Origin of the sequence: Psychrobacter jeotgali (assembly GCF_904846315.1) — a bacterium.
Taxonomy (GTDB): domain Bacteria; phylum Pseudomonadota; class Gammaproteobacteria; order Pseudomonadales; family Moraxellaceae; genus Psychrobacter; species Psychrobacter jeotgali.
This window is the reverse complement of the sequence record NZ_CAJHAF010000001.1, coordinates 354,028-379,330: the sequence shown is the minus strand read 5'-3', so window position 1 is coordinate 379,330 and position 25,303 is coordinate 354,028. Positions and strand designations below refer to the sequence as shown.

Annotated in this window: 20 protein-coding genes; 11 read left to right on the top strand and 9 right to left on the bottom strand. The window is 44.2% G+C overall.

Features of this window, described 5'->3' with window-relative positions; genetic code table 11:
- Nucleotides 1–219: 219 nt before the first annotated feature.
- The 7 genes from JMX18_RS01560 to JMX18_RS01530 all read right to left on the bottom strand — a co-directional run bounded on the left by JMX18_RS01560 (nucleotide 220) and on the right by JMX18_RS01530 (nucleotide 7,348).
- Nucleotides 220–1,014: an SDR family NAD(P)-dependent oxidoreductase gene (locus JMX18_RS01560; RefSeq protein WP_201583055.1), complete on the bottom strand. Its 795-nt coding sequence runs from the start codon at nucleotides 1,012–1,014 to the stop codon at nucleotides 220–222.
- An 82-nt stretch (nucleotides 1,015–1,096) separates the two neighbouring features.
- Nucleotides 1,097–2,776 (bottom strand): AMP-binding protein, encoded by a 1,680-nt coding sequence (locus tag JMX18_RS01555; RefSeq protein WP_201583052.1) that lies wholly within the window; start codon nucleotides 2,774–2,776, stop codon nucleotides 1,097–1,099.
- A 229-nt stretch (nucleotides 2,777–3,005) separates the two neighbouring features.
- Entirely contained in the window at nucleotides 3,006–4,142 is a 1,137-nt protein-coding gene (locus JMX18_RS01550; RefSeq protein ID WP_201583050.1) for a DNA topoisomerase IB, read from the bottom strand.
- 214 nt (nucleotides 4,143–4,356) lie between these two features.
- Complete coding sequence (gene ppnP, locus JMX18_RS01545) at nucleotides 4,357–4,641, bottom strand: pyrimidine/purine nucleoside phosphorylase (protein ID WP_201583048.1); 285 nt, start codon at nucleotides 4,639–4,641, stop codon at nucleotides 4,357–4,359.
- Between the two features lie 58 nt (nucleotides 4,642–4,699).
- Nucleotides 4,700–5,795 (bottom strand): peptide chain release factor 2 gene (prfB, locus tag JMX18_RS01540; RefSeq protein WP_201583046.1). Its coding sequence is split into 2 segments (ribosomal slippage): nucleotides 4,700–5,722 and nucleotides 5,724–5,795, totalling 1,095 coding nucleotides; the frame shifts between segments, so codons are not numbered across the junction.
- 80 nt (nucleotides 5,796–5,875) lie between these two features.
- Entirely contained in the window at nucleotides 5,876–6,571 is a 696-nt protein-coding gene (locus JMX18_RS01535) for an HAD family hydrolase (RefSeq protein WP_201583044.1), read from the bottom strand.
- Between the two features lie 240 nt (nucleotides 6,572–6,811).
- Nucleotides 6,812–7,348: a gamma carbonic anhydrase family protein gene (locus JMX18_RS01530; RefSeq protein WP_201583041.1), complete on the bottom strand. Its 537-nt coding sequence runs from the start codon at nucleotides 7,346–7,348 to the stop codon at nucleotides 6,812–6,814.
- Nucleotides 7,349–7,583: 235 nt separating this feature from the next.
- On the opposite strand from JMX18_RS01530, the gene JMX18_RS01525 reads away from it, so the two are divergent.
- From JMX18_RS01525 to JMX18_RS01495, 7 genes are all read left to right on the top strand, one after another.
- Nucleotides 7,584–8,135 carry a phosphatase PAP2 family protein gene (locus JMX18_RS01525; protein ID WP_201583039.1) on the top strand — a complete coding sequence of 184 codons (552 nt, stop codon included), beginning with the start codon at nucleotides 7,584–7,586 and terminating at the stop codon, nucleotides 8,133–8,135.
- A 311-nt stretch (nucleotides 8,136–8,446) separates the two neighbouring features.
- Nucleotides 8,447–9,697 (top strand): glutamine-hydrolyzing carbamoyl-phosphate synthase small subunit, encoded by a 1,251-nt coding sequence (gene carA, locus JMX18_RS01520; protein WP_201583036.1) that lies wholly within the window; start codon nucleotides 8,447–8,449, stop codon nucleotides 9,695–9,697.
- 145 nt (nucleotides 9,698–9,842) lie between these two features.
- Nucleotides 9,843–13,121 carry a carbamoyl-phosphate synthase large subunit gene (gene carB, locus JMX18_RS01515; RefSeq protein WP_201583024.1) on the top strand — a complete coding sequence of 1,093 codons (3,279 nt, stop codon included), beginning with the start codon at nucleotides 9,843–9,845 and terminating at the stop codon, nucleotides 13,119–13,121.
- 245 nt (nucleotides 13,122–13,366) lie between these two features.
- Nucleotides 13,367–13,843, top strand: coding sequence for a transcription elongation factor GreA (gene greA / locus JMX18_RS01510; protein ID WP_201583021.1), 477 nt, complete (start codon nucleotides 13,367–13,369; stop codon nucleotides 13,841–13,843).
- Between the two features lie 199 nt (nucleotides 13,844–14,042).
- Nucleotides 14,043–15,311 (top strand): putative DNA modification/repair radical SAM protein, encoded by a 1,269-nt coding sequence (locus JMX18_RS01505; protein ID WP_201583020.1) that lies wholly within the window; start codon nucleotides 14,043–14,045, stop codon nucleotides 15,309–15,311.
- Between the two features lie 19 nt (nucleotides 15,312–15,330).
- A complete protein-coding gene (locus JMX18_RS01500; protein WP_201583019.1) occupies nucleotides 15,331–16,203 on the top strand; it encodes a TIGR03915 family putative DNA repair protein in 873 nt (290 codons plus the stop codon).
- 118 nt (nucleotides 16,204–16,321) lie between these two features.
- Nucleotides 16,322–17,692 carry a glycosyltransferase gene (locus tag JMX18_RS01495; protein WP_227674522.1) on the top strand — a complete coding sequence of 457 codons (1,371 nt, stop codon included), beginning with the start codon at nucleotides 16,322–16,324 and terminating at the stop codon, nucleotides 17,690–17,692.
- A gap of 4 nt (nucleotides 17,693–17,696) precedes the next feature.
- Here the strand turns inward: JMX18_RS01495 and JMX18_RS01490 are convergent, their stop codons facing one another.
- Nucleotides 17,697–18,503: a cupin domain-containing protein gene (locus JMX18_RS01490; protein ID WP_201583016.1), complete on the bottom strand. Its 807-nt coding sequence runs from the start codon at nucleotides 18,501–18,503 to the stop codon at nucleotides 17,697–17,699.
- On the bottom strand, nucleotides 18,478–19,218 hold the full coding sequence (locus JMX18_RS01485) for a gamma-glutamyl-gamma-aminobutyrate hydrolase family protein (RefSeq protein ID WP_201583012.1): 741 nt from the start codon (nucleotides 19,216–19,218) through the stop codon (nucleotides 18,478–18,480). The genes JMX18_RS01490 and JMX18_RS01485 overlap by 26 nt, the downstream gene beginning before the upstream one ends.
- 462 nt (nucleotides 19,219–19,680) lie before the next feature.
- On the opposite strand from JMX18_RS01485, the gene JMX18_RS01480 reads away from it, so the two are divergent.
- From JMX18_RS01480 to aguB, 4 genes are all read left to right on the top strand, one after another.
- Nucleotides 19,681–21,024, top strand: a complete 1,344-nt coding sequence (locus tag JMX18_RS01480) for a glutamine synthetase family protein (RefSeq protein ID WP_201583010.1) — start codon at nucleotides 19,681–19,683, stop codon at nucleotides 21,022–21,024.
- A 1-nt stretch (nucleotide 21,025) separates the two neighbouring features.
- Nucleotides 21,026–22,384 (top strand): NAD(P)/FAD-dependent oxidoreductase, encoded by a 1,359-nt coding sequence (locus JMX18_RS01475; RefSeq protein ID WP_227674521.1) that lies wholly within the window; start codon nucleotides 21,026–21,028, stop codon nucleotides 22,382–22,384.
- A gap of 200 nt (nucleotides 22,385–22,584) precedes the next feature.
- The gene (locus JMX18_RS01470; RefSeq protein WP_201583008.1) at nucleotides 22,585–24,078 is read left to right on the top strand and encodes a Na+/H+ antiporter NhaC family protein; all 1,494 of its coding nucleotides are present in this window, start codon (nucleotides 22,585–22,587) and stop codon (nucleotides 24,076–24,078) included.
- Nucleotides 24,079–24,206: 128 nt separating this feature from the next.
- Nucleotides 24,207–25,076: an N-carbamoylputrescine amidase gene (aguB, locus tag JMX18_RS01465; RefSeq protein WP_227674520.1), complete on the top strand. Its 870-nt coding sequence runs from the start codon at nucleotides 24,207–24,209 to the stop codon at nucleotides 25,074–25,076.
- Nucleotides 25,077–25,303: the final 227 nt, after the last annotated feature.

Sequence of the window (25,303 nt, the reverse complement as noted above, 5' to 3'; positions counted from 1 at the left end):
TAGGTATGACGAGAGGATGTTTCAAGAGCGTTTTAGAGGAAATGGGGTGAGAAGTCAAAAACAGTTATAGGCTCTGATAACTACGGATAGATCTTGCAGCATCAATCACAAATTATCAGGGCGCTATATTGAAAAGTATAAAAGAACAGACTCAAGCTTATGCTTGATATCTGTTCTAAAATTTATATAAGAAGAATATTCAAGATATCTTAGGATTTACTACACCATCCGAATCGCCCCATCTAAACGAATAACTTCACCATTTAGATAAGCGTTATCGATAATATGCAGCACCAGTTTGGCAAACTCATCAGGAGATCCTAAACGCTTAGGATAAGGTACGGCTGACTCTAACTGCTCGCGCGCTTTATCCGGAATACTTTGCATCATAGGGGTCGCAAAGACTCCAGGGGCAATGGTCATCACTCGGATACCATGACGAGCGAGCTCACGAGCAAGCGGTAAGGTTAAGCCAACCACACCGGCTTTGGACGATGAATAGCTGGCCTGCCCGACTTGCCCATCAAAAGCAGCGATTGAAGCAGTATTAATGATGACGCCATTATCAGTGTTTTTTGAATCATTATTGTTTGCATCATTATTGTCGGCTGCAACACGCTTAGCAATACTGGCAGCGACTAGACGCGCCACATTAAATGAGCCGACTAGATTGATATTGACCCCACGGCTGAAGTCATCAAGATCAGCTGGAGTATTCTCACGATCGAGCAGCTTTTGGACTACGGCGATACCGGCGCAGTTGATGGAGCCTTGAATCCCGCCAAACGCCTCTTCGGCTAGCTCAACCGCCGCTTGAACCTCTGCGCCGCTAGCCACATCGCAGCGAGCAAAGCGTACCTGATCACCGAGCTCATCTACTAACGCCTGCCCTGCTGCTTCGTTTAGATCTGCGATAACGACCTTACCGCCTTTATTCACAATACCGCGAACTACTGCTTCGCCTAATCCTGAAGCGCCGCCAGTAACCAAAAAGCTGTTAGACTGCATATCCATACTTATTCCCTAATTATTATTAATGTTATGACTAATATAGTTCACCCACTTTAAAATAGGTACAGTGCTACTGGTATCAATTTTATTCAGCTGCCAAACTACGTAATAAAAAGCGCTGAATTTTGCCACTTGGGGTCTTTGGTAGCGCAGTCACGAACTCAACCTCTCTGGGATAAGCATGAGTCGATAAACGTTCCCGCACCAAATCCTTGATCTCTTGAGCGATCTCTTCACTGCCTTCGATACCCTCTTTTAGCACCACAAAGGACTTAATATTATGCCCGCGCACTTCATGAGGAACGCCAACTGCCGCTGATTCGGCAACCGCTTCATGCTCTAACACTGTGTTTTCGACATCGGTCGGCCCTACTCGATAACCTGCGGTAGTAATAATGTCATCATCACGCCCTGAGAACCAATAAGTACCATCACTATGGCGCTCAACCACGTCACCAGTTAAATAGTAATCATCGACGAAGGCTTGTTTCTCATTCCAGCTATAGCCGCGGAAATAGAACGCTGGCGACTGACTGACCACTACCGCCAGTTGTCCTTGTTTGCCATCGGGCAGCACTTGCATATCATCGTCCAACACCACTAAGGTATGACCGGGCAGCGCCATACCCATCGAGCCTACGGGGCATTTGTGCTCTAATGCATGATGTTCACAGCAGGTCATGCCGGTCTCAGTTTGTCCATATTGGTCACAAACTTTGCAGCCTAAATGGCTCTCTACCCAATTGACGACTTCGGTATTCAAAGTCTCACCCGCTGAATTGGCCACCCGTAAAAACAGCTCATTGCCAGACTTTGTAGTAGGCGCGGTAAAAACACCACTAGATTTCATCATGCGAAAGGCGGTTGGCGAGGAAGCCACATTGGTAATTTTATGGCGTACCATAAAGTCGCGGGTATTGGTCGCATCAAAACCAGCTTCATTAAAATAAGTGGTCATACCCAATAATAGAGGGCCGGTAATCGCATAATAAAGACCATAAGCCCAGCCCGGATCCGCCATATTCCAATAATTATCGCTCTCACGTAAATCAATCGCATAACGCATATATAAATAAAAGGTCGGTAGCGCCGCTAGCGGCACGCTAACGCCTTTGGATTTACCTACCGTACCTGAGGTAAACATCTGCAAAAATGGTGCATCGGTATCCAGAGTTACTGGCTCAAAGGTTTGCGGCTGCTTTGCAATGATGTCATCATAATTATCATCATCCCAGCTGTCAGATTGAGGGCCTACCAATGCCATTTTGGTTTGCTCAGCTAAATCCTTAAATTTGCTACGATTCTCATGATTGGTAAAGACCACTTTAGTATTGGCTTTATCCATGCGGTATTTGATCGAGTCATAACCAAAGGCGGTAAATAAAGGTTGATAAACAGCGCCAATACGCCAAGTAGCCAGCACGATAGTTAATAACTCTGGGGTACGCGGCAGCATAGTCGCTACCTGATCACCTGCTTGTACCCCATAAGATTGCAGCAAGTTGGCTACTTGAGCACTGGCTTTGTCCAATTCGCCAAAGCTCATACGAGTGACCTTACCCGCTGTATCTTCGTGCACCAAAGCGGTCTTGTTCGTCAGACCGTCACGGACATGGCGCCCGCAACAAGCCATATAGGCATTGAGTCTATCATCGAGATGCTCGCCAAAGATTTCTGTTAATAATGCTGATTGATCAAAGCTATTGTAGTAATCCGTATAGCTGCTAGAAGTAGAGTGATCGGAAGGTTTTTGAGTAGTAATCATGAGCTAATCCTTTAGCAAAAAATATTTTGGAAAGTTAGAACTTTATGGAAAATTAGGACGCATAGCATATATTAGAAAAGAGAGCTAAAAGGTCTATAGAAAACCAAGTATAACGTCCAGTAAAACGGTAATATCCTATAGACCGTTTTGTCACATTTATTTTAATATAAAGTCATTGATCTATTAATAACCCATTTCATCTTCTATTTCAATACGTAGCGTATCATTTTTATACCACTAAAGATAAGTCTTGATATTTATTTTCCTTCAAAAAGCCAAGCAAAGCCTTTTCATCGGTACTTTGATAGTTTTTGGTACGGCCACGACGCGCTTGTTTATAAGGCTCAAAAAACTGCCCTGCTAAAAACTTTTCAATAATGACAGGATGAATGTATGAGGCGCGGCAAACGCTGGGTGTATTGCCTAGCTCCTCTGCCACCTCTTTTACCATATCTGTGACTAATTGTTGACGCTTACGGCTATCAGCAGCGCTGGCTAATATCTCTTTACCTGAAGTTTTTAGCTCGTCATACAGATAACTTGCTGCAAGGACGCTTGCCATCCAAGTCCGAAAGTCTTTGGCGCTATATAATCTATCGCTACAATCATTACTACAAAGATGCGCGCGCAAATAATCGTTAATATCGGCGCTATCGACCACTTGCTTATCACCATTTTCATCTAAGTATTTAAATATCTGATAGCCGGGCAGCTCTGAGCAAGCTTGCACGATGTCAATCAAGCGCTCATCTTGCAGCTCAATATGATGCTCTTTGGCGCTTTTGCCCATAAAGTCAAAAGCTAAGCCGTCCTCTGTCACGCTTAAATGCTTACTGCGCAGGGTACTCAAGCCATAGCTTTTGTTGAGCTTGGCATAACGGCTATTTCCAATGCGGATTAAGGTAGTTTCAAGCAACTTAACCACCGCCGCCAGCACATTGGCACGTGATAATGATTCTGCTGCTAAGTCCTGCTCAACTTGCGCGCGCAAATCCGGCAATGCTTCGGCAAAGCCAATCATAGCATCGAACTTGGCCTTGTCTCGTACGCTATTCCATAGCGGATGATAAAGGTACTGCTTACGGGCTTTGTCATCACGCCCTGTCGATTGCAGATGGCCTTTATCATCACGGCATATCCAAACCTGCGACCACATCGGCGGGATTACCAAAGCATCAAAACGCTTACGTAGCGCTTTATCCTTAACCGTTTTACCGTTAGCATCCTTGTAAGTAAAACCACGACCCCAGCGCTTACGAGTAAAGCCGGGCTCATCGTCGCTGACATAACGCAAATTGGCACGCTGGGCTAGGCGCTCGTAATCATGACGCAGGTCATTTATTTGTTGCTCAGTGGTCTTAGCCATATAGCGTCCTGCCTTCGTTATTTATCTTTTAGTATTTTGATTTGAAGTTCAAATAGACTATTTAGCATAGTCAATTACTACAGTTTTTACTGTTCATTTGGCGCAGATAATGTGTAATGCTGTGTAAAATCATTAAGATAAAACCGTCAAAAAAAACGCCAAGCGTAAAACACTTGGCGCTCTTTATAATAAATATCGTTTAAACTAAAAATTATTACTTACCATAAAGGCATAAATAAGCGCTCTCAACCTCAACTTTTACCTGAAACTTTTGATTGGCTTCGATGGTAAAGGACTCGCCAGCGTTAAATTTTTGCCAGTTATCGTTGTCTGGCAACTTAACCGTTAATGCGCCACTGACTACGGTCATGGTCTCAAACTCACTAGTGCCAAATTCATACTCACCAATCTCCATTACGCCAACGGTGGCAGGCTTGGTAGCGGTTTGAAAGGCGATAGAAGTAACTTTATTATCGAAATAGTGGTTGACGCTTGGCATAGTTTTTCCTTAAGTAATTGTTGTTAAATAGCTAAAAACGGTATTTTATAATGATGATTTACAATCCAGCTTTTAGACTGGCTTCAATAAATTGATCCAAATCGCCATCGAGCACTGCACCAGTATTAGAGGTCTCAACGCCGGTGCGCAAGTCTTTAATACGGCCGTCATCGAGCACGTAGGAGCGGATTTGACTGCCCCAACCGATATCAGATTTATTATCTTCGACCGCCTGCTGCTTCTCCATGCGTTTTTGCATCTCAAGCTCATAGAGCTTGGCACGTAGCATCTTCATCGCCGTGTCTTTATTGGCATGTTGACTGCGCTCATTTTGACAAGCAACTACCACCCCAGTCGGCTCATGAGTGATACGCACTGCCGAATCGGTAGTGTTAACGTGCTGACCACCTGCCCCCGATGAGCGATAAGTATCGATACGCAAATCAGCGGGATTGATATCAATCTCAACATCATCGTCAATCTCAGGCGAGACAAACACCGCCGCAAACGAGGTATGACGACCATGATTACTATCAAAGGGCGACTTACGCACTAACCGATGCACGCCAATCTCAGTACGTAACCAACCAAAGGCGTAATCGCCCTTGATAGCCAGCGTCGCCGACTTAATACCCGCCACCCCGCCTGAGGATATCTCAATCAATTCAACCTTAAAGCCGTGCGACTCTGCCCAGCGCGTGTACATCCGTAGCAGCATCTCCGCCCAATCTTGCGCTTCTGTGCCGCCGCTACCCGACTGAATATCCAAAAAGCAATTATTGCCGTCCATCTCACCATCAAACATCCGGCGAAATTCCAAATCGGCAACCCGTTTTTCAGCACTCTCTAATTCGGCTTGCACATCGGCAAGTAAAGCCTCATCATCCGCTTCTACTGCCAAATCCAGCATGGCCTCGGCATCTTCTAAAGTGGTCTCAAGTGAGACCACCACATCAATAACGCCATCGAGTTGGCTTTTTTCTTTACTGATTTTGGTTGCCCGCTCTGGATCATTCCACAGCTCAGGATTCTCTAATTCTAAATTGACTTCTTCTAAGCGTTCTTGCTTGCCATCAAAGTCAAAGATACCTCCGTAGGTCCTGTCCACGCTCGGTGAGATCTTTGATTTGCTCTTGGTAGGGATTGATTTCCATAAATTTTCCTAGGTTTTGCTGAGATTTTGTGATTATTTAAGGTTGTCGTGGGTGTGAATGGCTTCTAAATACCGTCAGAGCTAAATCGCCCAATCTTCCACCGCCCAGCGATGGGCTAAAGCATGCGCATGCAAAGCATCATCAGGCGATACACATACCGCTACATCCGCCCAATCGAGCAGCGGAATGTCGTTTTTGGAGTCAGAATACGCATAAGTTTTGTCAAACACTACCCCTTCAGCCTTGCGCTTATCCACCCATTTTTCAAGATGATAAATCTTACCTTCTTTAAAGTTGGGTTTGTCGGTCAATTTACCGGTATAGCGATCGTCTTTGACCTCAAGCGGGGTCGCCAAAATATTTGCTTCCTCGATACCAAAGCGCTCAGCGATAGCGGAGACGATAAAGTCATTGGTTGCAGAGATGATGACCACTTCATGACCTAAATCCAAATGCTCACGCAGCACAGTAATTGCCTTTGGGCGCATGTGTGGTTCAATTTCGTACTTAATGTAATCCTCACGTAACTCAATAAGGCGCTGCATCGGCAAACTGCTCAAAAACTGAGCGACAAACTCATTATACTCGGTCGCATCAAGAGTGCCTTCGATATAGTCTTGATAAAACTTTTGATTGGCAGTGCGATACTGGGCTTCGTCAACGAGGTTGTGCTTAACGATGTACTCGCCCCACAGATAGTCGCTATCGACATCGAGTAAAGTATGATCTAAATCAAATAGGGCTAAGGTGTTTGCTGCGGATGACGACGTACTCATATTGCAATTCTCATTGATGGTGATTAAAAATATTGATGGTTAAAATAATTAGGCAACCTAAATCAGATAGCTTAATTAATGTTACTTAAGTTATCTGAATTTAAGTAAGAGTCAGGTCAATATAAAAAGGATATAGCGAGGCTGGGGACACAGCACGCAAGTAAAATTTGTCTCCAGTCTCGCATTATAATCTAGTGTATCTATTTAATTTAGTACCAACTATACCTAACTTACGATAAGTTATTCAGGTTGCTCGATCTCGGTTAGACCGGTTTTAAAATTTTGGCAACGCTCTGCATAGTGCAGTGCTGATAAGGTAAGCATGGCTGCTTGCTCATCAGTTAAGGTTTTGACCACTTTTGCCGGTGCGCCCATGACCAATGAATTATCCGGAATCTCTTTACCTTCGGTAACCAAAGCTTTGGCACCAATGATACAGTTTTTGCCGATTTTGGCATTATTGAGCACCACGGCACCGATACCAATCAGGCTATTATTACCAATCTCACAGCCGTGCAGCATTGCCAAATGACCAATAGTAACGTGATTGCCGATATTGACTTCAATACCTGCATCAGTATGAATCACGCTGTTCTCTTGCACGTTGGTATAATCACCAATATGGATGCGCTCATTGTCGCCACGTATCACCGCCCCAAACCAAACGTTGGCTTTGTGACCTAAATAAACATCGCCAATCACCCGTGCGCTATCGGCAACCCAGCCATTGAAAGGCGTGGCAAATTCAGGAGTTTTATCCAAATATTTATAAATCATAGTCTGTCCTTAGTCTTTATAGTTAGTGGTATAAATTTTTTAACAATGTCGCACTTTAATCAAGAATCATCTGTACTTTAACGTAAAATTAACTCAAAATCGCTAAACATAAAATACTACCGCGCCATTATAATACGAAATCAGCGCCGTTTCTCAATACTGTTTGCTGTACCGTTTTTGATAGCCGCTTTAATAATGATTTGAATGCTAATGGCAAAATTAACTTAAGGAATAAATGATGCGCACCCAAGCTTATGCACCCTTAATACTGCTATCGGGCAGCTTGATATTTGCCAGTCCTACTTACGCCGGTAGCAATTCTGGTATTGAGACCGCAGGGGATATTGTCGCCATTGCTATTCCTGCTATAGCTTACGGTAGCACTTATTATATGAATGATAAAGAAGGGCGTCAGCAGTTTTATTATGCTTTCGGCACCAATGTGGCGAGTACCTTAGCGCTAAAATCAGTAGTCGATAAAAACCGACCTGATGATAGTGACGATGACTCTTACCCATCTGGACATACCTCAGTCGCCTTTCAGGGTGCCAGCTTCATCCATAAACGCTACGGATGGGAGTATAGTATTCCGGCTTATATAGGCGCAGGCTTTGTAGGCTACAGTAGAATAGAATCCGATAAGCACGATGCTGGCGACGTGTTCGCCGGGGCATTGCTCGGGATCGCCAGTAGCATGTATTTGACCAAAAGCTATGACGACCAATTGCATATAGCCACCACTTTATCACCTGAATACTCTGGTTTATCGATAAATTATCAATTTTAATAAATGAAGGTGGATTTATGGTGCTAGCCCTTAGTAGAAAAGTCTAGTATAATACGCCAAATCTGTGCCAAAGCGAGCGGACATGATGTAAGTTACTTATTCACCACCCTGTGAATCCTGTACCTTTTCATCAATGATGTCTTCTCGCTTTTTTGTGGAAAATTTTTGTGTCTGGCTCTTTTTTATTTTGGTTTTAATAGCATCTATAGCATTATAAATAGTGATAATAAACTATTATTTGCACCAAAAAACAGCATAGCACCTATCTATCCTATCATAGCTCATAGCGCCAATTACAGCGGAGGCAACCCTTGAATTCATCGACAGAACTACAAGCCATTTTAGCACTAGCAGACGGTACCATCTTTCGCGGTGTAAGTATCGGTAGCAAAGGCCACCGTGTCGGTGAGGTGGTGTTTAATACTGCCATGACAGGTTATCAAGAGATCCTAACCGACCCAAGTTATGCGCGCCAATTGGTCACCTTAACCTACCCGCATATCGGCAATACCGGCACCAATGCTGAGGATGCAGAGTCCGGTAACATCGACTTTAAACACCAAGTTTGGGCGGAAGGCCTTATCATTCGTGATGCCACACTGGTTACCTCCAACTTCCGTAATTCTGAATCACTCGCCGACTATCTACAGCGTAACGAAACCGTCGCCATTGCCGATATTGATACCCGCCAGCTGACTCGCCTATTACGGGATAAGGGCGCACAAAATGGCTGTATCATGACCGCTTCAAACGGTCAAACCATCACCCAAGAAGACGAACAACAAGCGGTCAAATTAGCGCAAGAGTTTGCCGGTATTGAGGGCATGGACTTAGCAAAAGAATGCTGCCATCCTGACGGTTTTGAATGGACAGCGGGTACGTGGGAGTTGTCTGACACCTTACTCAACCGTGATGCCCCGGGTAGCCATGACAGCGGTACGGGCGGTTTTTATAAGCAGCTCGGCACCCATATCGAACACAAATATAATGTAGTTGCCTACGACTTTGGCACCAAAACCAATATCCTGCGTATGCTGGTCGATATTGGCGCTCATGTCACCGTTGTGCCTGCACAGACGCCTATTAAAGAAGTATTGGCGATGAATCCAGATGGTATCTTTCTATCTAATGGTCCGGGCGATCCGGCGGCTTGCGATTACGCTATCGACAGCGTGCGCCATATCATTGAAGAGACCGACATTCCCACCTTTGGTATTTGCCTCGGTCATCAGCTGGTCGGGCTTGCCAGCGGTGCTGATACTATTAAAATGAAAACCGGACATCACGGTGCCAACCATCCAGTACAAGACTTGGCGACAGGCAAGGTGATGATTACCAGTCAAAACCATGGTTTCGCTATCGATGAAGATACCTTACCGGATAATGTGAAATCTACCCATCGCTCGCTATTTGATGGCACTAACCAAGGGATTGAGCTGACCAATAAGGCGGTGTTTAGCTTCCAAGGTCATCCAGAAGCCAGTCCTGGTCCGCATGATGCCGCACTACTTTTCGATAAGTTTGCGGAGATGATGGAAAAGGCTAAAGCGGCGCAAGCTTGAGTCATTATTTAAATTATTAATAGTAAGCTCGTAAGTAAACGCTTGAATAGCTAATAGTTATTCAAGCAGCCTCAGACAAAACGCTATAAGCGTGATTGACATATAAATGAATCAAAATATCACTTAAACGAAGGTAGCCCTAAACATGCCAAAACGTACCGACATAAAAAGCATTCTTATCATTGGCGCAGGCCCTATCGTCATCGGTCAAGCTTGCGAGTTTGACTATTCAGGGGCGCAGGCGTGTAAAGCACTCCGTGAGGAAGGCTACCGCGTCATTTTAGTCAACTCAAACCCAGCGACCATCATGACCGACCCTGTAATGGCGGATGCGACTTATATTGAACCCATCACTTGGCAGACGGTTGAGCAAATCATTGATAAAGAACGCCCCGATGCCATCTTGCCTACGATGGGTGGTCAAACCGCTCTTAACTGTGCATTGGAATTAGATAGAAATGGGGTATTAGAAAAGTACGGCTGTGAGCTGATTGGCGCCAGCAAAGACGCCATTGAGATGGCAGAAGACCGCGACTTATTTGACAAAGCCATGAAGCGTATTGGCCTTGAATGTCCACGCGCTGAGATTGCTGAAACCATGGAGGAGGCTTTTGCCACTCAAGAAAAAATGGGCTATCCGTGCATCATTCGCCCGTCATATACGATGGGCGGCTCTGGCGGTGGTATCGCTTATAACCGTGATGAATTTATCGAGATCTGTGAGCGCGGTTTTGACTTATCTCCTACCCATCAATTGCTCATCGATGAGTCTTTAATCGGCTGGAAAGAGTACGAGATGGAAGTCGTTCGTGACAAAAATGACAACTGTATCATCATCTGTGCTATCGAAAACTTCGATCCGATGGGCGTCCATACCGGCGATTCTATCACCGTGGCCCCAGCACAAACCTTGACTGATAAAGAATACCAGATCATGCGTAATGCCTCACTAGCGGTACTACGTGAGATTGGGGTAGAAACCGGCGGTTCTAACGTGCAGTTCGGTATTAACCCTGATACTGGCCGTATGGTGGTGATTGAGATGAACCCACGGGTATCACGCTCATCAGCCTTGGCATCCAAAGCGACCGGCTTCCCTATTGCCAAAATCGCTGCCAAATTAGCGGTTGGTTACACGCTTGACGAGCTGCAAAATGACATTACTGGCGGGGCGACGCCAGCGAGCTTTGAGCCGGCGCTTGATTACGTAGTGACTAAGATACCACGCTTTAACTTTGAAAAGTTCCCGCAAGCCGATAACATCCTATCAACCCAAATGAAATCAGTTGGTGAAGTGATGGCGATTGGGCGTAACTTCCAAGAATCGATGCAAAAAGCCCTACGCGGCATGGAGACAGGCTCTGACGGTTTTGACGAACAGATCGATTTTGGTGCTATCAAGGACGGCAAGCTGAGTGCAGATAAAGCCCGTAGCGAAGTTGTCAACCATCTGACTATTCCTACGCCTGAGCGTATTTATTATATTGCCGATGCTTTTCGTATCGGTATGAGCGTCGATGAGGTGTTTAATTATACCAAAATTGACCCTTGGTTCTTGGTACAAATCGAAGATATCGTCAACACTGAAACTACGGTCAAGGCGCTAGGTTTTGGCGGTCTAGATGCAGATAATCTACGTAGCTTTAAGCGTAAAGGCTTATCTGATTTGCGTTTGGCAAAGCTGCTTGGAGTTTCTCAAAAGCAGCTACGTAAAAAACGTTGGGCTTTAGATGTTTATCCGGTTTATAAGCGCGTCGATACCTGCGCGGCAGAGTTTGCGACCAGCACCGCTTATATGTACTCAACCTATGATAGCGAGTGCGAAGCCAATCCGACTGATAATAAGAAAATTATGGTTATCGGTGGCGGGCCGAACCGTATCGGTCAAGGGATTGAGTTTGATTATTGCTGTGTGCATGCTGCTCTTGCCATGCGTGAGGATGGTTATGAGACCATCATGGTCAACTGTAACCCTGAAACGGTTTCGACCGATTATGACACCTCTGATCGCCTCTATTTTGAGCCGATTACGCTTGAGGATGTGCTGGAGATTGTCCGTATTGAGCAGCCTGATGGCGTTATCGTGCAGTTCGGTGGGCAAACGCCACTGAAACTAGCTCGCGCTCTTGAATCCGCAGGCGTTAATATCATCGGTACTAGCCCTGACGCCATTGACCGTGCTGAAGATCGTGAGCGCTTCCAGCATATGATTCATCAGCTTGATCTTATTCAACCCTCAAACGCTTTGGCCACCAGTTTAGAAGATGGCTTGGTAAAAGCTAAAGACGTTGGCTATCCCTTGGTAGTGCGCCCTTCATACGTCCTCGGTGGTCGGGCGATGGAGATCGTCTATAATGAAGATGAATTAAGACACTATTTGCGCACGGCAGTACAAGCGTCTAATGAGGCGCCGGTACTACTCGACCGTTTCTTGGACGATGCGATTGAGGTCGATGTCGACTGTGTTTGCGACGGTACTGACGTGGTGATTGGTGGTATCATGCAGCATATCGAGCAAGCGGGCGTGCACTCTGGCGACTCAGCTTGTTCACTGCCGCCTTACTCTTTATCTGATGAGCTATGTGACGTAATGCGCGAGCAAACCGTAGCGATGGCAAAAGAGCTGGGCGTTATTGGACTTATGAACGTCCAGTTTGCAGTAAAAGGTGAAACCGTTTATATTCTTGAGGTCAACCCACGGGCGGCGCGTACGGTGCCTTTTGTCTCAAAATGTATTGGTACCTCCTTAGCACAAATAGCGGCTCGCTGTATGGCGGGCACGTCACTCAAAGATCAAGGCTTCACCACTGAGATTGTGCCGTCATTTTATGCAGTAAAAGAGGCGGTATTCCCCTTTGCCAAATTCCCTGGTGTTGACCCTATCTTGAGTCCTGAGATGAAATCAACGGGTGAAGTTATGGGCGTTGGTAAAACCTTTGGCGAGGCTTTCTATAAAGCCGTTATTGGTAGTAATGAGCGCTTACCGGGCTTGCCAACAGCGGGCGAAACCAAAACTGTCTTTATCTCAGTTCGTGACAGCGATAAAGCGCAAATCGCTCCTATTGCTCGCCAATTGCTTGACTATGGTTTTGAGATTGTTGCCACCACAGGCACACAAAAAGTGCTTAGTGACAACGGTATTGAATCTAAGCAAATTAACAAAGTCACCGAAGGTCGTCCGCATATTGTCGATGCCTTGAAAAACGGTAAAATCGACCTTATCATCAATACAACAGAAGGCAAGCAAGCACAAGAGGATTCATTCTCTATCCGCCGTAGTGCCTTGTTAGGCAAGGTGTTTTATGTCACAACCTTAGGTGCGGCTGATGCGGTTTGTAAATCATATGCTATTGATTTGCCGTTTGATGTCTACAAACTACAAGACTTACACGCACAAGCAAAACCTATTGACGTGACCCAATAATTTCAGTAGATTAAGCTTAACGATGTAAGTTAACAACCATTTATTAAAACCTTAAAAGCATAGTGGCTCCACAGCGACTATGCTTTTATTACGTTAACTTAATATTTACTTAAGCAATAAACTCTTGATAATATATTGATTAATAAAGCGTAATAATATTCTTTTTTAGATTTTAAATTCACATAATAACGTTCACACCATCTCATTATGAGGTGGTGTGGTGTTATTGGTTTAAGGAAAAAAACATGCAACGCTATCCTATGACTCCGCAAGGGCATGCGGCTCTAGAAGCCGAATTAAAACAGCTAAAAACCGTCGATCGTCCGCGCATTACTGCAGCTATCGCTGATGCGCGTGAACATGGCGACCTAAAAGAAAACGCTGAATATCATGCTGCTCGTGAACAACAAGGCTTTTGTGAGGCGCGTATCCGTGATATCGAAGCCAAGCTTAGTGCAGCTCAAGTCATCGACCCCGCCACCCTTCCTAAAGAAGGACGAGTGGTATTTGGGGTCACGGTCGTTATCGAAAATATGGATACTGACGAAGAGAAACAGTATCAGATCGTAGGTGACGATGAAGCGGACTTTAAAGCGGGTAAAATCTCGGTCAACTCTCCTATTGCGCGCGGTTTAATCGGCAAATCTGAAGGTGATGAAGCCCGTATCGAAACCCCAAAAGGTGTGGTTGAGTACGAGATTATGAAAGTGATTTATGATTAATTTTTGAGTGATTTCAAATATTTTTGTCAATCTTCAATGCCAAGTCCTAGATAGTTTGAGTACCTTATAAGCTATCTAGGACTTTTTTCATCAAGCGACAACAGTTGTCGTTTAGTATTGGTATTTCATCCATAATTACAATGACTTACCTTCCATTTTGCTAAAATAGTCTTTCATTAATTCATTGGTAATCTGCTCTATGGCAACCATCAATTATGACAGACTCCAAGGCAAGCTCAATATTTTAGCCGATGCGGCAAAGTATGATGTCTCTTGCTCATCCTCAGCCGGCACTCGTAAAAACCAAGGCGGCGGACTGGGTGACGCCTCCAAAACCGGTATTTGTCATAGCTATACCGAAGATGGGCGCTGTGTCAGCCTGCTCAAAATCCTCTTGACCAACCACTGCATCTACGACTGCGCTTATTGTACCTCGCGTAAAAGCAATGATACGCCGCGCGCCGCTTTTAGCGTCGAAGAAGTGGTTGATTTGACCATGCAGTTTTATCGCCGCAACTATATCGAAGGGCTGTTTTTGAGCTCCGGTATCTTTAAGAGTGGTGATTATACGATGGAGCGCTTGGTTGAAGTCGCCAAAATCTTGCGTACTCGCGAGCGCTTTAACGGTTATATTCATCTAAAAACCATTCCCGGCGCCTCCAAAGAGCTGTTATTAGAAGCAGGACTATATGCCGATCGCCTGAGCGTCAATATCGAGATTCCCACTAAGTCTGGTCTGGCACTACTAGCGCCAGAGAAGTCGCATGAACAATTAAAAGCGCCGATGCAGACCGTCAAAGAAGAGATTATCACCATTCGTGAGAGCCGTAAAACCCATAAAAAAGCGCCAAAATTCACCCCAGCGGGTCAAACCAGCCAAATGATTGTCGGTGCTAGTAATGAGACCGATCTGCAAGTGATTCAGCTCTCCAGCCACTTTTACCAGCAGTATGATCTCAAGCGGGTTTATTATTCCGGCTACGTGCCGATGTTGGCTGATAGCCGTCTCCCTGCTATCGGTACGCCTGTACCGATGGTGCGTGAGAACCGCCTGTATCAAGCCGATTGGCTGATGCGTTTTTATGGTTTTGGCGCCCATGAAATCGTAGAGCCTGAATCGCCGTTTTTGGACTTGGACTGTGACCCCAAACTGGCATGGGCGATTCGTCATCGTGAGCATTTCCCAGTTAATATTCAAACCGCCTCTTACGAGATGATTGTGCGCATCCCCGGTATTGGGATTAAAACGGCGAAGAAAATCGTTAAAGCCCGCAAGTTCAACCAGCTCACCCTTTATCATTTGAAGAAAATGGGCGCAGCGGTCAATCGTGCCAAGTACTTCATTGCTACTACTGGTAAAAATGAGCACCTCGCCCATTTGACTCGTGATAACTTTCGCCAATATGTATTGGCGCAAACCCAGACCAAGTATAAAGATCAGCGCAGTGGGCAGTTGGCGTTGTTTTAATAAAGTATTAGGATAATTAATGACAACACTTACTCAAAACGCCGCTCACCCTATCGGCAACTTAACGCCCAGCATTGTACTTTATGAGCCCAGCTTTGAAGGCTGGCTCAGCGCCGTATTCTATGTCTATGCGCATAAATTGCAGCACGATGAAGCGCTACAACTGATAGCTAATGATCGCTACGTGCCTTCGCTGATTGCCCAAGCAACCCCAGCTGTAGTCGATGAAGATAACGCCCAGCGGGTACTGGTTAAGCTTAATAAACTACTTGATTGCTCCGAAATGCGCCAGTTGTTATGGGGATTTTTGTCTGAAAAAGATGATATCGGTACGACTCTATTCCACGTGGTCAAATACGCATTAGATTATCCTGAGCGTGATATCATGCAGGATTTGGGTAATCTAAATATCTTGGAATTGGCACAAACGGTTAAATCAGTTGGGCGTGAAAAGCACCGCATGGAAGCTTTTGTACGCTTTGAGCACACTACCGACGATATTTATTTTGCCCGGGTTGAGCCTGACTTTAATGTACTACCGCTTATTGGCGAGCACTTTCGTCAGCGCTACCAAGACCAGCATTGGGCGATTTATGATCTGCTACGTGGTTATGGTATTTATTATGATAAAAGTAAAAGTACCCGCAGGCGACCAGCAGCTTTGCAAACCATCACCGATCTCGATGAAGCGGTACTACGTAATCCTAGCAGTATTCATAGCGAGGATGAGCAGCGCTATCAGCGCTTTTGGCAAGGTTACTTTACCAATGTTAATATTAAGGAGCGTAAAAACCCGCGCTTGCATAAGCAGTATTTACCCCAACGTTACTGGAAATACTTAAGCGAAAAACAAGTCTTGCCCAATGCTGAACATCTACAAAAACGGCGCTGAGCCTATCTATCCTATTTATTTGTAACACCTGATTAATCTTGAAGGTTGAGTTTTGACTATTTTTAACTGACAATAGCAGCTTGATGTTGTTAATAGCCAATGGATAATCCCCTCTCTTATGATCGTTATGCGCCTGTTATCGTCTTTGAAACATGATGAATCCGAACGTGGTATTTTCCATCTTGGACGCGCGCTGGTAAAAAACGACCACACCTCAATCATTGTCTCCAGCGCTGACAAAGATAACGATTTGGTTAGGCGACTAGAGCGTGATGGTAATATATATCATCAGCTACATATGAATAAAAAATCTTGGCTGTCGCTATTACAGATTGCACCGCTGCGCCGACTTATTGAAAAGTATGAGCCTGATGTTATTCACCTACATTCACGTACGCCTGCGTGGATATTACATTTAGCGCTGCGCCGGGCCAAGGTTAAACGCCCACCCAAATTGGTTTCGACCATGTACGGCTTTTATCCCATCAATAAGTACTCGCAAGCACTACTTGATGTCGATACTATTATTACCGTCTCAGATAGTGTTACTGACTATCTTAAAAAAGGGCTACGCCGCGAAGAGATGGGCAAAAAAGTTATCAAGCGTATCTACCGTGGTGTTGATATCCGGCGCTACCCTTATCGGCATAACCCCTCAGTCTATTGGCTACGTCATACCTTTGCTGAGTATCCTGAGCTTGAGCATAAAAAATGGCTGGTGTTTCCAACGATTATCGGTAACGAGTATGGTCAAGAATGGCTGATTGATATCTTAGGCAATTTACAAGAGGAGTTTCCAAAAATACACGCCATTATCATGGATGAAGATTATAGAGACGGCGATGTAGCGCACGAGGACTTTCGCCAGCGTGTTAACACCCTAGAGCTTGCTGACCGTGTCACTTATGTGGGCAATAAGCGCAATGATATGCGCGAATGGCTATCAGCAGCTAACATTGTTTTGGCGCTGGCCAATCAGCCCGAATCTATCGGTATAAATGCTCTGCAAGCTATTCATTTAGGGACGCCTGTCATCGGCTGGGATCAAGCGGCTTTTAGTGAAATTCTGCGCCCTTTATACCCGCAAGGATTGGTCAAAAATTACAATGCTAAAGCGCTATGTAGAGCGGTGCGCAACCAATTAGAGAGCGTCACCCGTCCGCAAATGACAGATAAATTTACTATGCGCGAAATGATCGATGAAACACTCGCTGTGTACGAGGAGCTCTATCAGCAGGCACTTGATGCCGAACAAGCGCGCTTTGATGCCTCTACCGCACTTAAGATTAAGAAGCAACAAAAAGCCGCCGCAGTAAAGCCGCTTAGCGAAGCCTCTAATTACTCAGCCGTCAAGCAAAACGATAAACTTATCGATAAACCAAAACCTGCCCTTAAGGTTAGCGATAATTTAGATAAAACCTCCTCTATATCGCTTACCAAAAAGCCATCTAAAATCAATAAATCTACCAAAACGCTGGATAAAGAATAGCGTGTTAATAAGTCGTTGGCGTGTGTGCGCTGACAATACGAGTTATGGTACTACCAGGATTGATAAAAGTATGCGGCTGACTGGTATCAATCACATAGCTATCCCCTTCGTTCAATAGATAAGTCATCTCTTCAATTCGGATTAGGATTTTACCTTCGATAACCGTTCCAATCTCCTCACCCTCATGGACAATCTTTTCTTCAGTTGAACTATTAGGCTGATAAGTTTCGATCAAAAATCCTAAATTCTTTGTAGTACTACAGTTGTAAACTTGTTTGAGCGAGACTTTACTATTGGGCTCACTAAGCTCTAACAAGTCCTTTGGCGTCACCACCACTCTAGGTTTGCGCTCTTTCCACTCATCACTAAAAAAGGTGGTGAGATCAGAATCTAGTACTTGTAAAATAGCTTTTAGAGTATTGACCGCTGGGCTTACTTTATTGCGCTCAATAGAGCTGATCGCCGTATTGGTTAATCCTGCTAACCGCGCCAGCTTACGCTGTGACAGGCCTTTATCAAGTCGCAGCTGATTAATTTTCTTGCCGATATTTTCTTCATCTGACTGTTCCAGTATTGCCGAAGTCAGCGAATTGCCATTAGCTTTGGACTTATTTTCAATACTAATATCGTGGTTGTCAGTATCGACAATTTCTTTATCTTCAGCATCTTTATCTTTAGCATCGTGATCGTTATTAATATCGCTAGTCTCATGGTTATCAGCTATACGGGTAGCATTGCTAATATCTTTTTCAACCTTAGCATCAATATCGTTATCCACTGCTTTTTTATTGGGGGTTTTGTTGGCTGGCATGTTGAATGAATTCCGTGAACAAAAATTTAGACATATCGTCTTTAGCATAATTTAATTCAGGATGCCATTGTACACCAATCATAAAGCGATGTTCTGCTAAGCTTATTGCCTCCACCAGTCCATCGTTAGCAAGCGCCTCAACACATAAGCGCTCGCCAACTTTATTAATCGCTTGTTTATGCAGGGAATTTACATACCACTGCTCATCAAATGCCGCTAATCTCCCACCCATTTGAATATTAATATCATGGACGGGCTGATACTGCACCTCAAGAGGCTGGGTATTATCCTCTAAATGCGGCTCATAAAACCCTTCTATTTCACGCCAATCGGGATGCAATGTGCCACCGAAATAAACATTCATCTCTTGCAGTCCCCGGCATACCGCCAACAAAGGTATATTAAACTCTTCAGCATAAGCCAATAGCTTAAAGCTCAGCTCATCACGGCCTAAATCTTGCTTTGCTTCTACATGTGAAGCTCCGTAACGGCTAGGTGCTACATTACTATAACTGCCTGTCAATAAAATGCCGTCTGCAAGGTCCATTAATGCAGCAAAATTCTCACTATCAGCTGCGGTATAAGGGAGCAATATCGGATTCCCTCCATAAAAATTTATGGCGTCTACATATTTCTGATATACCGCTTGCGCTGGCTGCCCATCAACCATTTTATGACAAGATACGATAGCGATAATAGGTCTATAAGTTTGCATGTTAATTCCCTGAAGGTTAAGTCCATACTCAAAGTCTTATTTAAATGACTGGTGATTGAACTAAAATTATCATACCTAATCATATAATGTAAACTATAAACTTCATTATTATTGAATATAAGTAGATATGAATCTTATAACTTACTACTGGTTAATTTAAAATAGTGTTTGACAACTATAAATTTCAGTCATATATTGGAAGTCATTGTTAATAAAAAAACTTACTACAGTCCTTGTTTAAACATAGATCACTAGTTTTTAATATTAACAAGTAACTGATTTTAATAGCTTTATTTGAAATAAAACTGGGTAATAGATAGTGAGTTCTTAATTAGCAATTTTATTTTAACAAGTGTTGTATTTAGTATTACTGACAGAATACTGCGTCAATTATAAATAACAAACCTTAGCAACACAGATATAAAACCCTTAAAAGTCTCAAAATTAACAGGAATAATAGACATGACGACAGCCAATGGAATGGTCGACTCTGCAAATAACATTGAATATGTATATGTTGCAGCTGGTGATATCAACGGTCTACTTCGCGGTAAGCGCATCCCTTTTGATCAAATGGAAAAAGCAGAAAGTGGCGGGGTACGCTTGCCTTTATCTATATTAGGTGTCGATATTTGGGGGGCAGACGTTATCGAATCCTCTCAAACTAATGGCGATATCGATGCCATTGCGAAGCCCACAGGACGTGCAGCTTACCCCCTTCTCAATACCAGTGCCCCTTCATCCCTACTCCCTGTTTGGCTCTATACCGAAGACAACGAACCTTATTATGGTGACGCCAGACACGTTTTAGATTATGTTAGTAAAAAATTCAAGGCTCTTGGATTGACACCAGTCATGGCAACCGAGCTTGAGTTTTATTTACTGGATTATACTGAAGGCGAAACTCCAAAGCCGCCTATTCGTCCCAAGAGTGGTTTGAGGCTCAATAAAACCTCTATCTTAAGTATCAATGACTTACTACAATTTGATGAATTTTTAGACGAAATCTATGAGCAGTGCCGCAAGCTTGATATCCCTGTTGACGCCGCCTTAGCCGAAAATGGCTGTGGTCAATTTGAGATTAATCTACTGCACGTGGATGATCCATTAAAAGCAGCCGACGATGCCATCTTATTCAAACAAGTAGTAAAGGCCGTGGCCACCCGCCGTAAGTTAACCGCAACCTTTATGGCAAAGCCGTTTGGTTTACAGTCAGGTAATGGTTTTCATGTCCATTGCAGTTTATTGGATAAAGATGGTAACAACGTCTTTGACGATGGATCTGAGGATGGCTCAGATATGCTACGCCATGCGGTAGCAGGACTACTGGCTACTATGTCAGATTGCACTTTACTATTTGCTCCGCATGTGAATTCTTATCGCCGCTTTACGCCAGGGACTCTCGCTCCTAACAACATCTCATGGGGTTATGAAAACCGTACCGCCGCCGTTCGTATTCCTGGTGGTGACACTCGAGCACGGCGCATCGAACACCGCGTATCGGGTGCGGATGCCAATCCTTATCTGGTTTGTAGCGCCGTATTAGCAGGTATGCTGTATGGCATTGAGAATAAACTTGAAGCTCCAGAGCCTATCAATAGCATTACTTACGACGATACTGACCTCAAAACCTTACCATTAGACTGGCTCTCTGCCATTCGCGAATTTCAAAAAAGCGATGTGATCGACTCACTATTTCCAAGCGAGATGATTGAGCTTCTGAGCGCCGTAAAAAAGCAAGAAGCCAAGCGTTTTGCTCAGCAAGTTACTAACCTTGAATACTCAACCTATTTACAGGATGTTTAATATGTCAAATAGCAACGCTACTCCGCCTTCAGCGCAAAACCGCTTATCTAATAATAAGCGTAACATTCCGCACTACTCAGACCAGGGCCAATATCCTGACAGCTATTATGCTGCCAGTCGTAATCCTAAGCCTGATAGACCTGCTCTAGAAAACGATATTCAGGTCGAGATTTGTGTGGTTGGTGGCGGCTATAGTGGTCTATCAGCAGCTCTACATTTGGTTGAAACCGATCATGAAGTGGTCGTCCTTGAAGGAGCCCAAATCGGTTGGGGGGCGTCCGGTCGTAACGGCGGTCAAATCGTCAATGGCCTCAACGCCAGCCTACAAAAGATCAAAAAATCTTATGGTCAAGACAATGCAGACTTTGTCGGTAAGCTTGTGACTCGCGGCGGTAAAATTATTCGCCGTTTTATCCGAGATTACAATATTGATTGCGATTTAAAAGAGAAGAATATCTTTGCTGCTTTAAATAATGGTCAGTTAAGAGATTTGCAAGAGACTCATGCGCTATGGGAAAGCCACGGCATGCATGATCGTGAAATGCTAGATAAAGCTGGTATTCAAGAACATGTAAAAACCGATGCTTATGTCGGCGGCGTTATAGATCACTCAGGTGGACACTTTCATCCCTTGAATCTAGCGCTTGGCGAAGCCGTCGCTGTTGAGCAAGGCGGCGGTACTATCTATGAGCACACTTTAGTGGTCGACATTGAATATGCCGATGACGCTATAAAAATTATCACTGAGTTTGGATCCGTCACTTGTAAGCAGGCTGTTATCTGCGGCAACGCTTACTTAAACAAAGTGATTCCAAAACTGACCGATCGTGTTATGCCGGTATCGACTCAGATTATCGCCACCGAACCATTGGGCGACTTGGCCGATCAACTACTGCCAACCGATGTTTGTGTCGAAGATGTGCGCTACATCCTAGATTACTATCGCTTATCAGCGGATAAACGGATGTTGTTTGGCGGCGGCACAGTCTATGGCGGTCAAGACCCAGCAGATATAACTGCCAAAATCAGACCCAATATGAACAAGATATTTCCCGAGCTACGTGATGTCAAAATAGACTATGCGTGGAGCGGTAACTTTGCCTTGTCATTTTCTCGCGTACCACAAATGGGTAAACTCCATGACCGCGTTTATTTTGCTCATGGTTATAGTGGCCACGGGGTTACTGGCTCGCATTTATTCGGACAGATATTGGCTGACGCTATTAATGGTAACACCGCTGAATTTGATGCCTTTGCAAAGATTCCATGGATACCCTTCCCCGGTGGCCGCGCCTTGAGAGTACCCTACTCTATGATGGGCTCATGGTGGTATGCCTTAAAAGACCGTACAGGTATGTAGATGAATAACTCATAATTAAGCCTTTATCTTGCTGTCAGTAGCCCAGTGCCAAAACTATAAAGTTAGACTAAATCATTGAGGAAGCCGATTGTCATTGTAAGTGATAGCAGATCAATAGATCTGCTATTGCCTATCGCAAAACAACTTGAGAACAGGATGGTTCTTTTTAAAAACAATGAGAGTTTACAAGGAGTGTAACTATGAATATGGGGCTGAACGATGCGGTTCAAAGAAAGCATCATAATAAGCGCGTTTTTATCACCTTACTGACAGGAATAGCGATATATTTTGTTTTTGCCTGGTTATCTTTTAATAACGATGCCAATGAGTCTTGGGGAGCATTGTCTCTATTACCGACGCTACTAGTATTGGTAGTAGCTGTTGTTTCCAGACGTCCGTTTGAATCAATGATAGCAGGCTGCGTTGCTGGCCTAGTTATGCTCAACCCCTTTGATCTGATATCCCCCTTTGCTGACAATATGTCAACGGTCTTAGGTAATGAGACCATTATATGGATTGTTTTGGTTTGTGGTCTGATGGGTGGTCTGATTCAGCTGCTTGAGATTAGCGGCTGTCTCGATGGCTTTAGTGAATGGCTACAAAAAATTATTAAATCTCGTCGGCAGTCCTTACTGGCGACTTTTGGTTTAGGCGTTATCATCTTTATTGATGATTATCTCAACTGTTTGGCGGTTTCAACCTCAGTCAAAAAATTGACCGACGCTTATAACGTATCACGTGAGAAGCTGGCTTATATCGTCGACTCAACCGCAGCGCCTATGTGTATTTTAGTGCCTATTTCAACTTGGGCGGTCTATTTTGCTGGTCTATTAGAAGAGAACGGGGTCGCAGTCGATGGCGGTGGTCTCAAGCTCTATATCAGCGCCATTCCTTACATGGCTTATGCATGGTTTGCCCTACTTATTGTATTCTTGGTCGCTTATGGCATTTTGGGCGATTGGGGTCCGATGAAAAAAGCAGAGAAACGAGCCAAAGCAGGTAATCCTGTGCCCGAGGCGTTTGTAGAAGAGCAATTGGTTTCAAATGTTCAAGCTAAGCGTAAATTATCTTTTAAAGCTAATATCGCAAACTTTTCTTTCCCTATGTTATTACTTATTATCTCAACGGTTTACTTTGAGATTGATCTGCTGCGTGGCGCGCTATTGACCTGCTTTGTTACCGTAATAGTTTATTGGGTGCAAGGTATTTTGAGTTTTGAGACTCAAGTCGAAGCTTTGTTTAAGGGTTTTAAAGTCATGTTGTATCCGCTGTCGACGGTCATCGGCGCCTTCTTCTTAAGTGCCATCAACAATGAGCTTGGCATGACGGCCTATGTTATTGAAACCATCACACCTTATATGACGATAATGATTTTCCCTGCGGTCATCTTTATCGTTATGGCGTTCTTAACTTTTGCGACTTCATCGAGCTGGGGTTTGTATGTTTTGGCTATGCCGATTGTATTTCCAATATCATTAGCACTTGGCGTGAGCACGCCCTTGATGATTGGCGCCTTGCTATCAGCATCGTCATTTGGTAGCCATGCTTGCTTCTTTAGTGACTCATCACTGCTTGCCTCCCAAGGCGCAGGATGCTCGCCCATGCAGCATGCCTTTACCCAGTTCCCCTATGCGATACTTGGCGCAGTATTAGCCGCTATCAGCTTCTTAATTTTGGGATATTACATGGCTTGATTGCAATAAAAGATTAGAGTCTTTTGATGGGTGATTGCTTGCAAGTAATTACCCATCATCAACTTTGAACGAATATTTAATGAGCAATTTTTAATAAACAGTTTTATATGACTAAAAGGATTTAGATTATGCGATTAGTCACCGTTGCTACTACTCAAATGAAATGTGGTTGGGATAAACAGCAGAATATCGCCATAGCAACCGACTTGGTCACCCATGCCGCCAAAGCGGGCGCTAATATTGTCTTATTACAAGAGTTATTTGAGACCCCTTACTTTTGCCAAGTACATGACTTTGATTATTTCAAACTTGCTACCTCAGTAGAGGACAATGCTGCTATTAAACACTTTAGACAACTGGCTAAAGCGCTTGAAGTTGTAATCCCTATTAGCTTTTATGAAAAGTCGGGCAATACCTTTTTTAATAGCATTGCCATTATTGATGCCGATGGCGAAATACTGGGCACTTATCGTAAAACCCACATACCAGATGGTATTCCTTATGCTGAAAAATTCTACTTTACCCCCGGCGATACCGGATTTAAAGTTTGGCAAACCAAGTACGCCAAGATTGGTGTAGGTATCTGTTGGGATCAGTGGTTCCCTGAATGCGCACGTAGTATGGCCTTAATGGGTGCTGAGATTTTATTATACCCTACCGCTATTGGCGATGAGCCTACCCTTAATATCGACTCAAAAGATCATTGGCAACGCTGTATGCAAGGGCACGCCGCCGCCAACTTGATGCCAGTAGTGGCCTCTAATCGTATTGGAGAAGAAACTATCACCCAAAATGGAGTGGACAATGTTATGTCGTTCTACGGCCGCTCATTCATCACCGATGGACGAGGTGCTATCATCGAAGAAGCTTCAGCAGATACCAGCGAGATTATCAAAGCAACTTTTGATTTGGATGAGCTTGCGGCTACTCGTCAGCAGTGGGGCGTTTTCCGTGATCGTCGCCCCTCCATGTACGGTACTTTACTGACTCATGGTTGAGCTATTCAATCTTAACTATACTCTTATAAAGGCCACTTTTAACAGGCAGCTATGATGATGTTAATGATAGCCTAGCAATAGCACAACTTGAAAAAATCTTTCCCCAGTATCAAGTAATAGGAGTATGTCTTTGGCGGTGGCAATATTCATTGTATTACCCAGCAGCAACCCGCCGTCAAAATATAGTGGTTTTATTTTTAAGATAGCTTTAAAAGTAAACCAAAAAT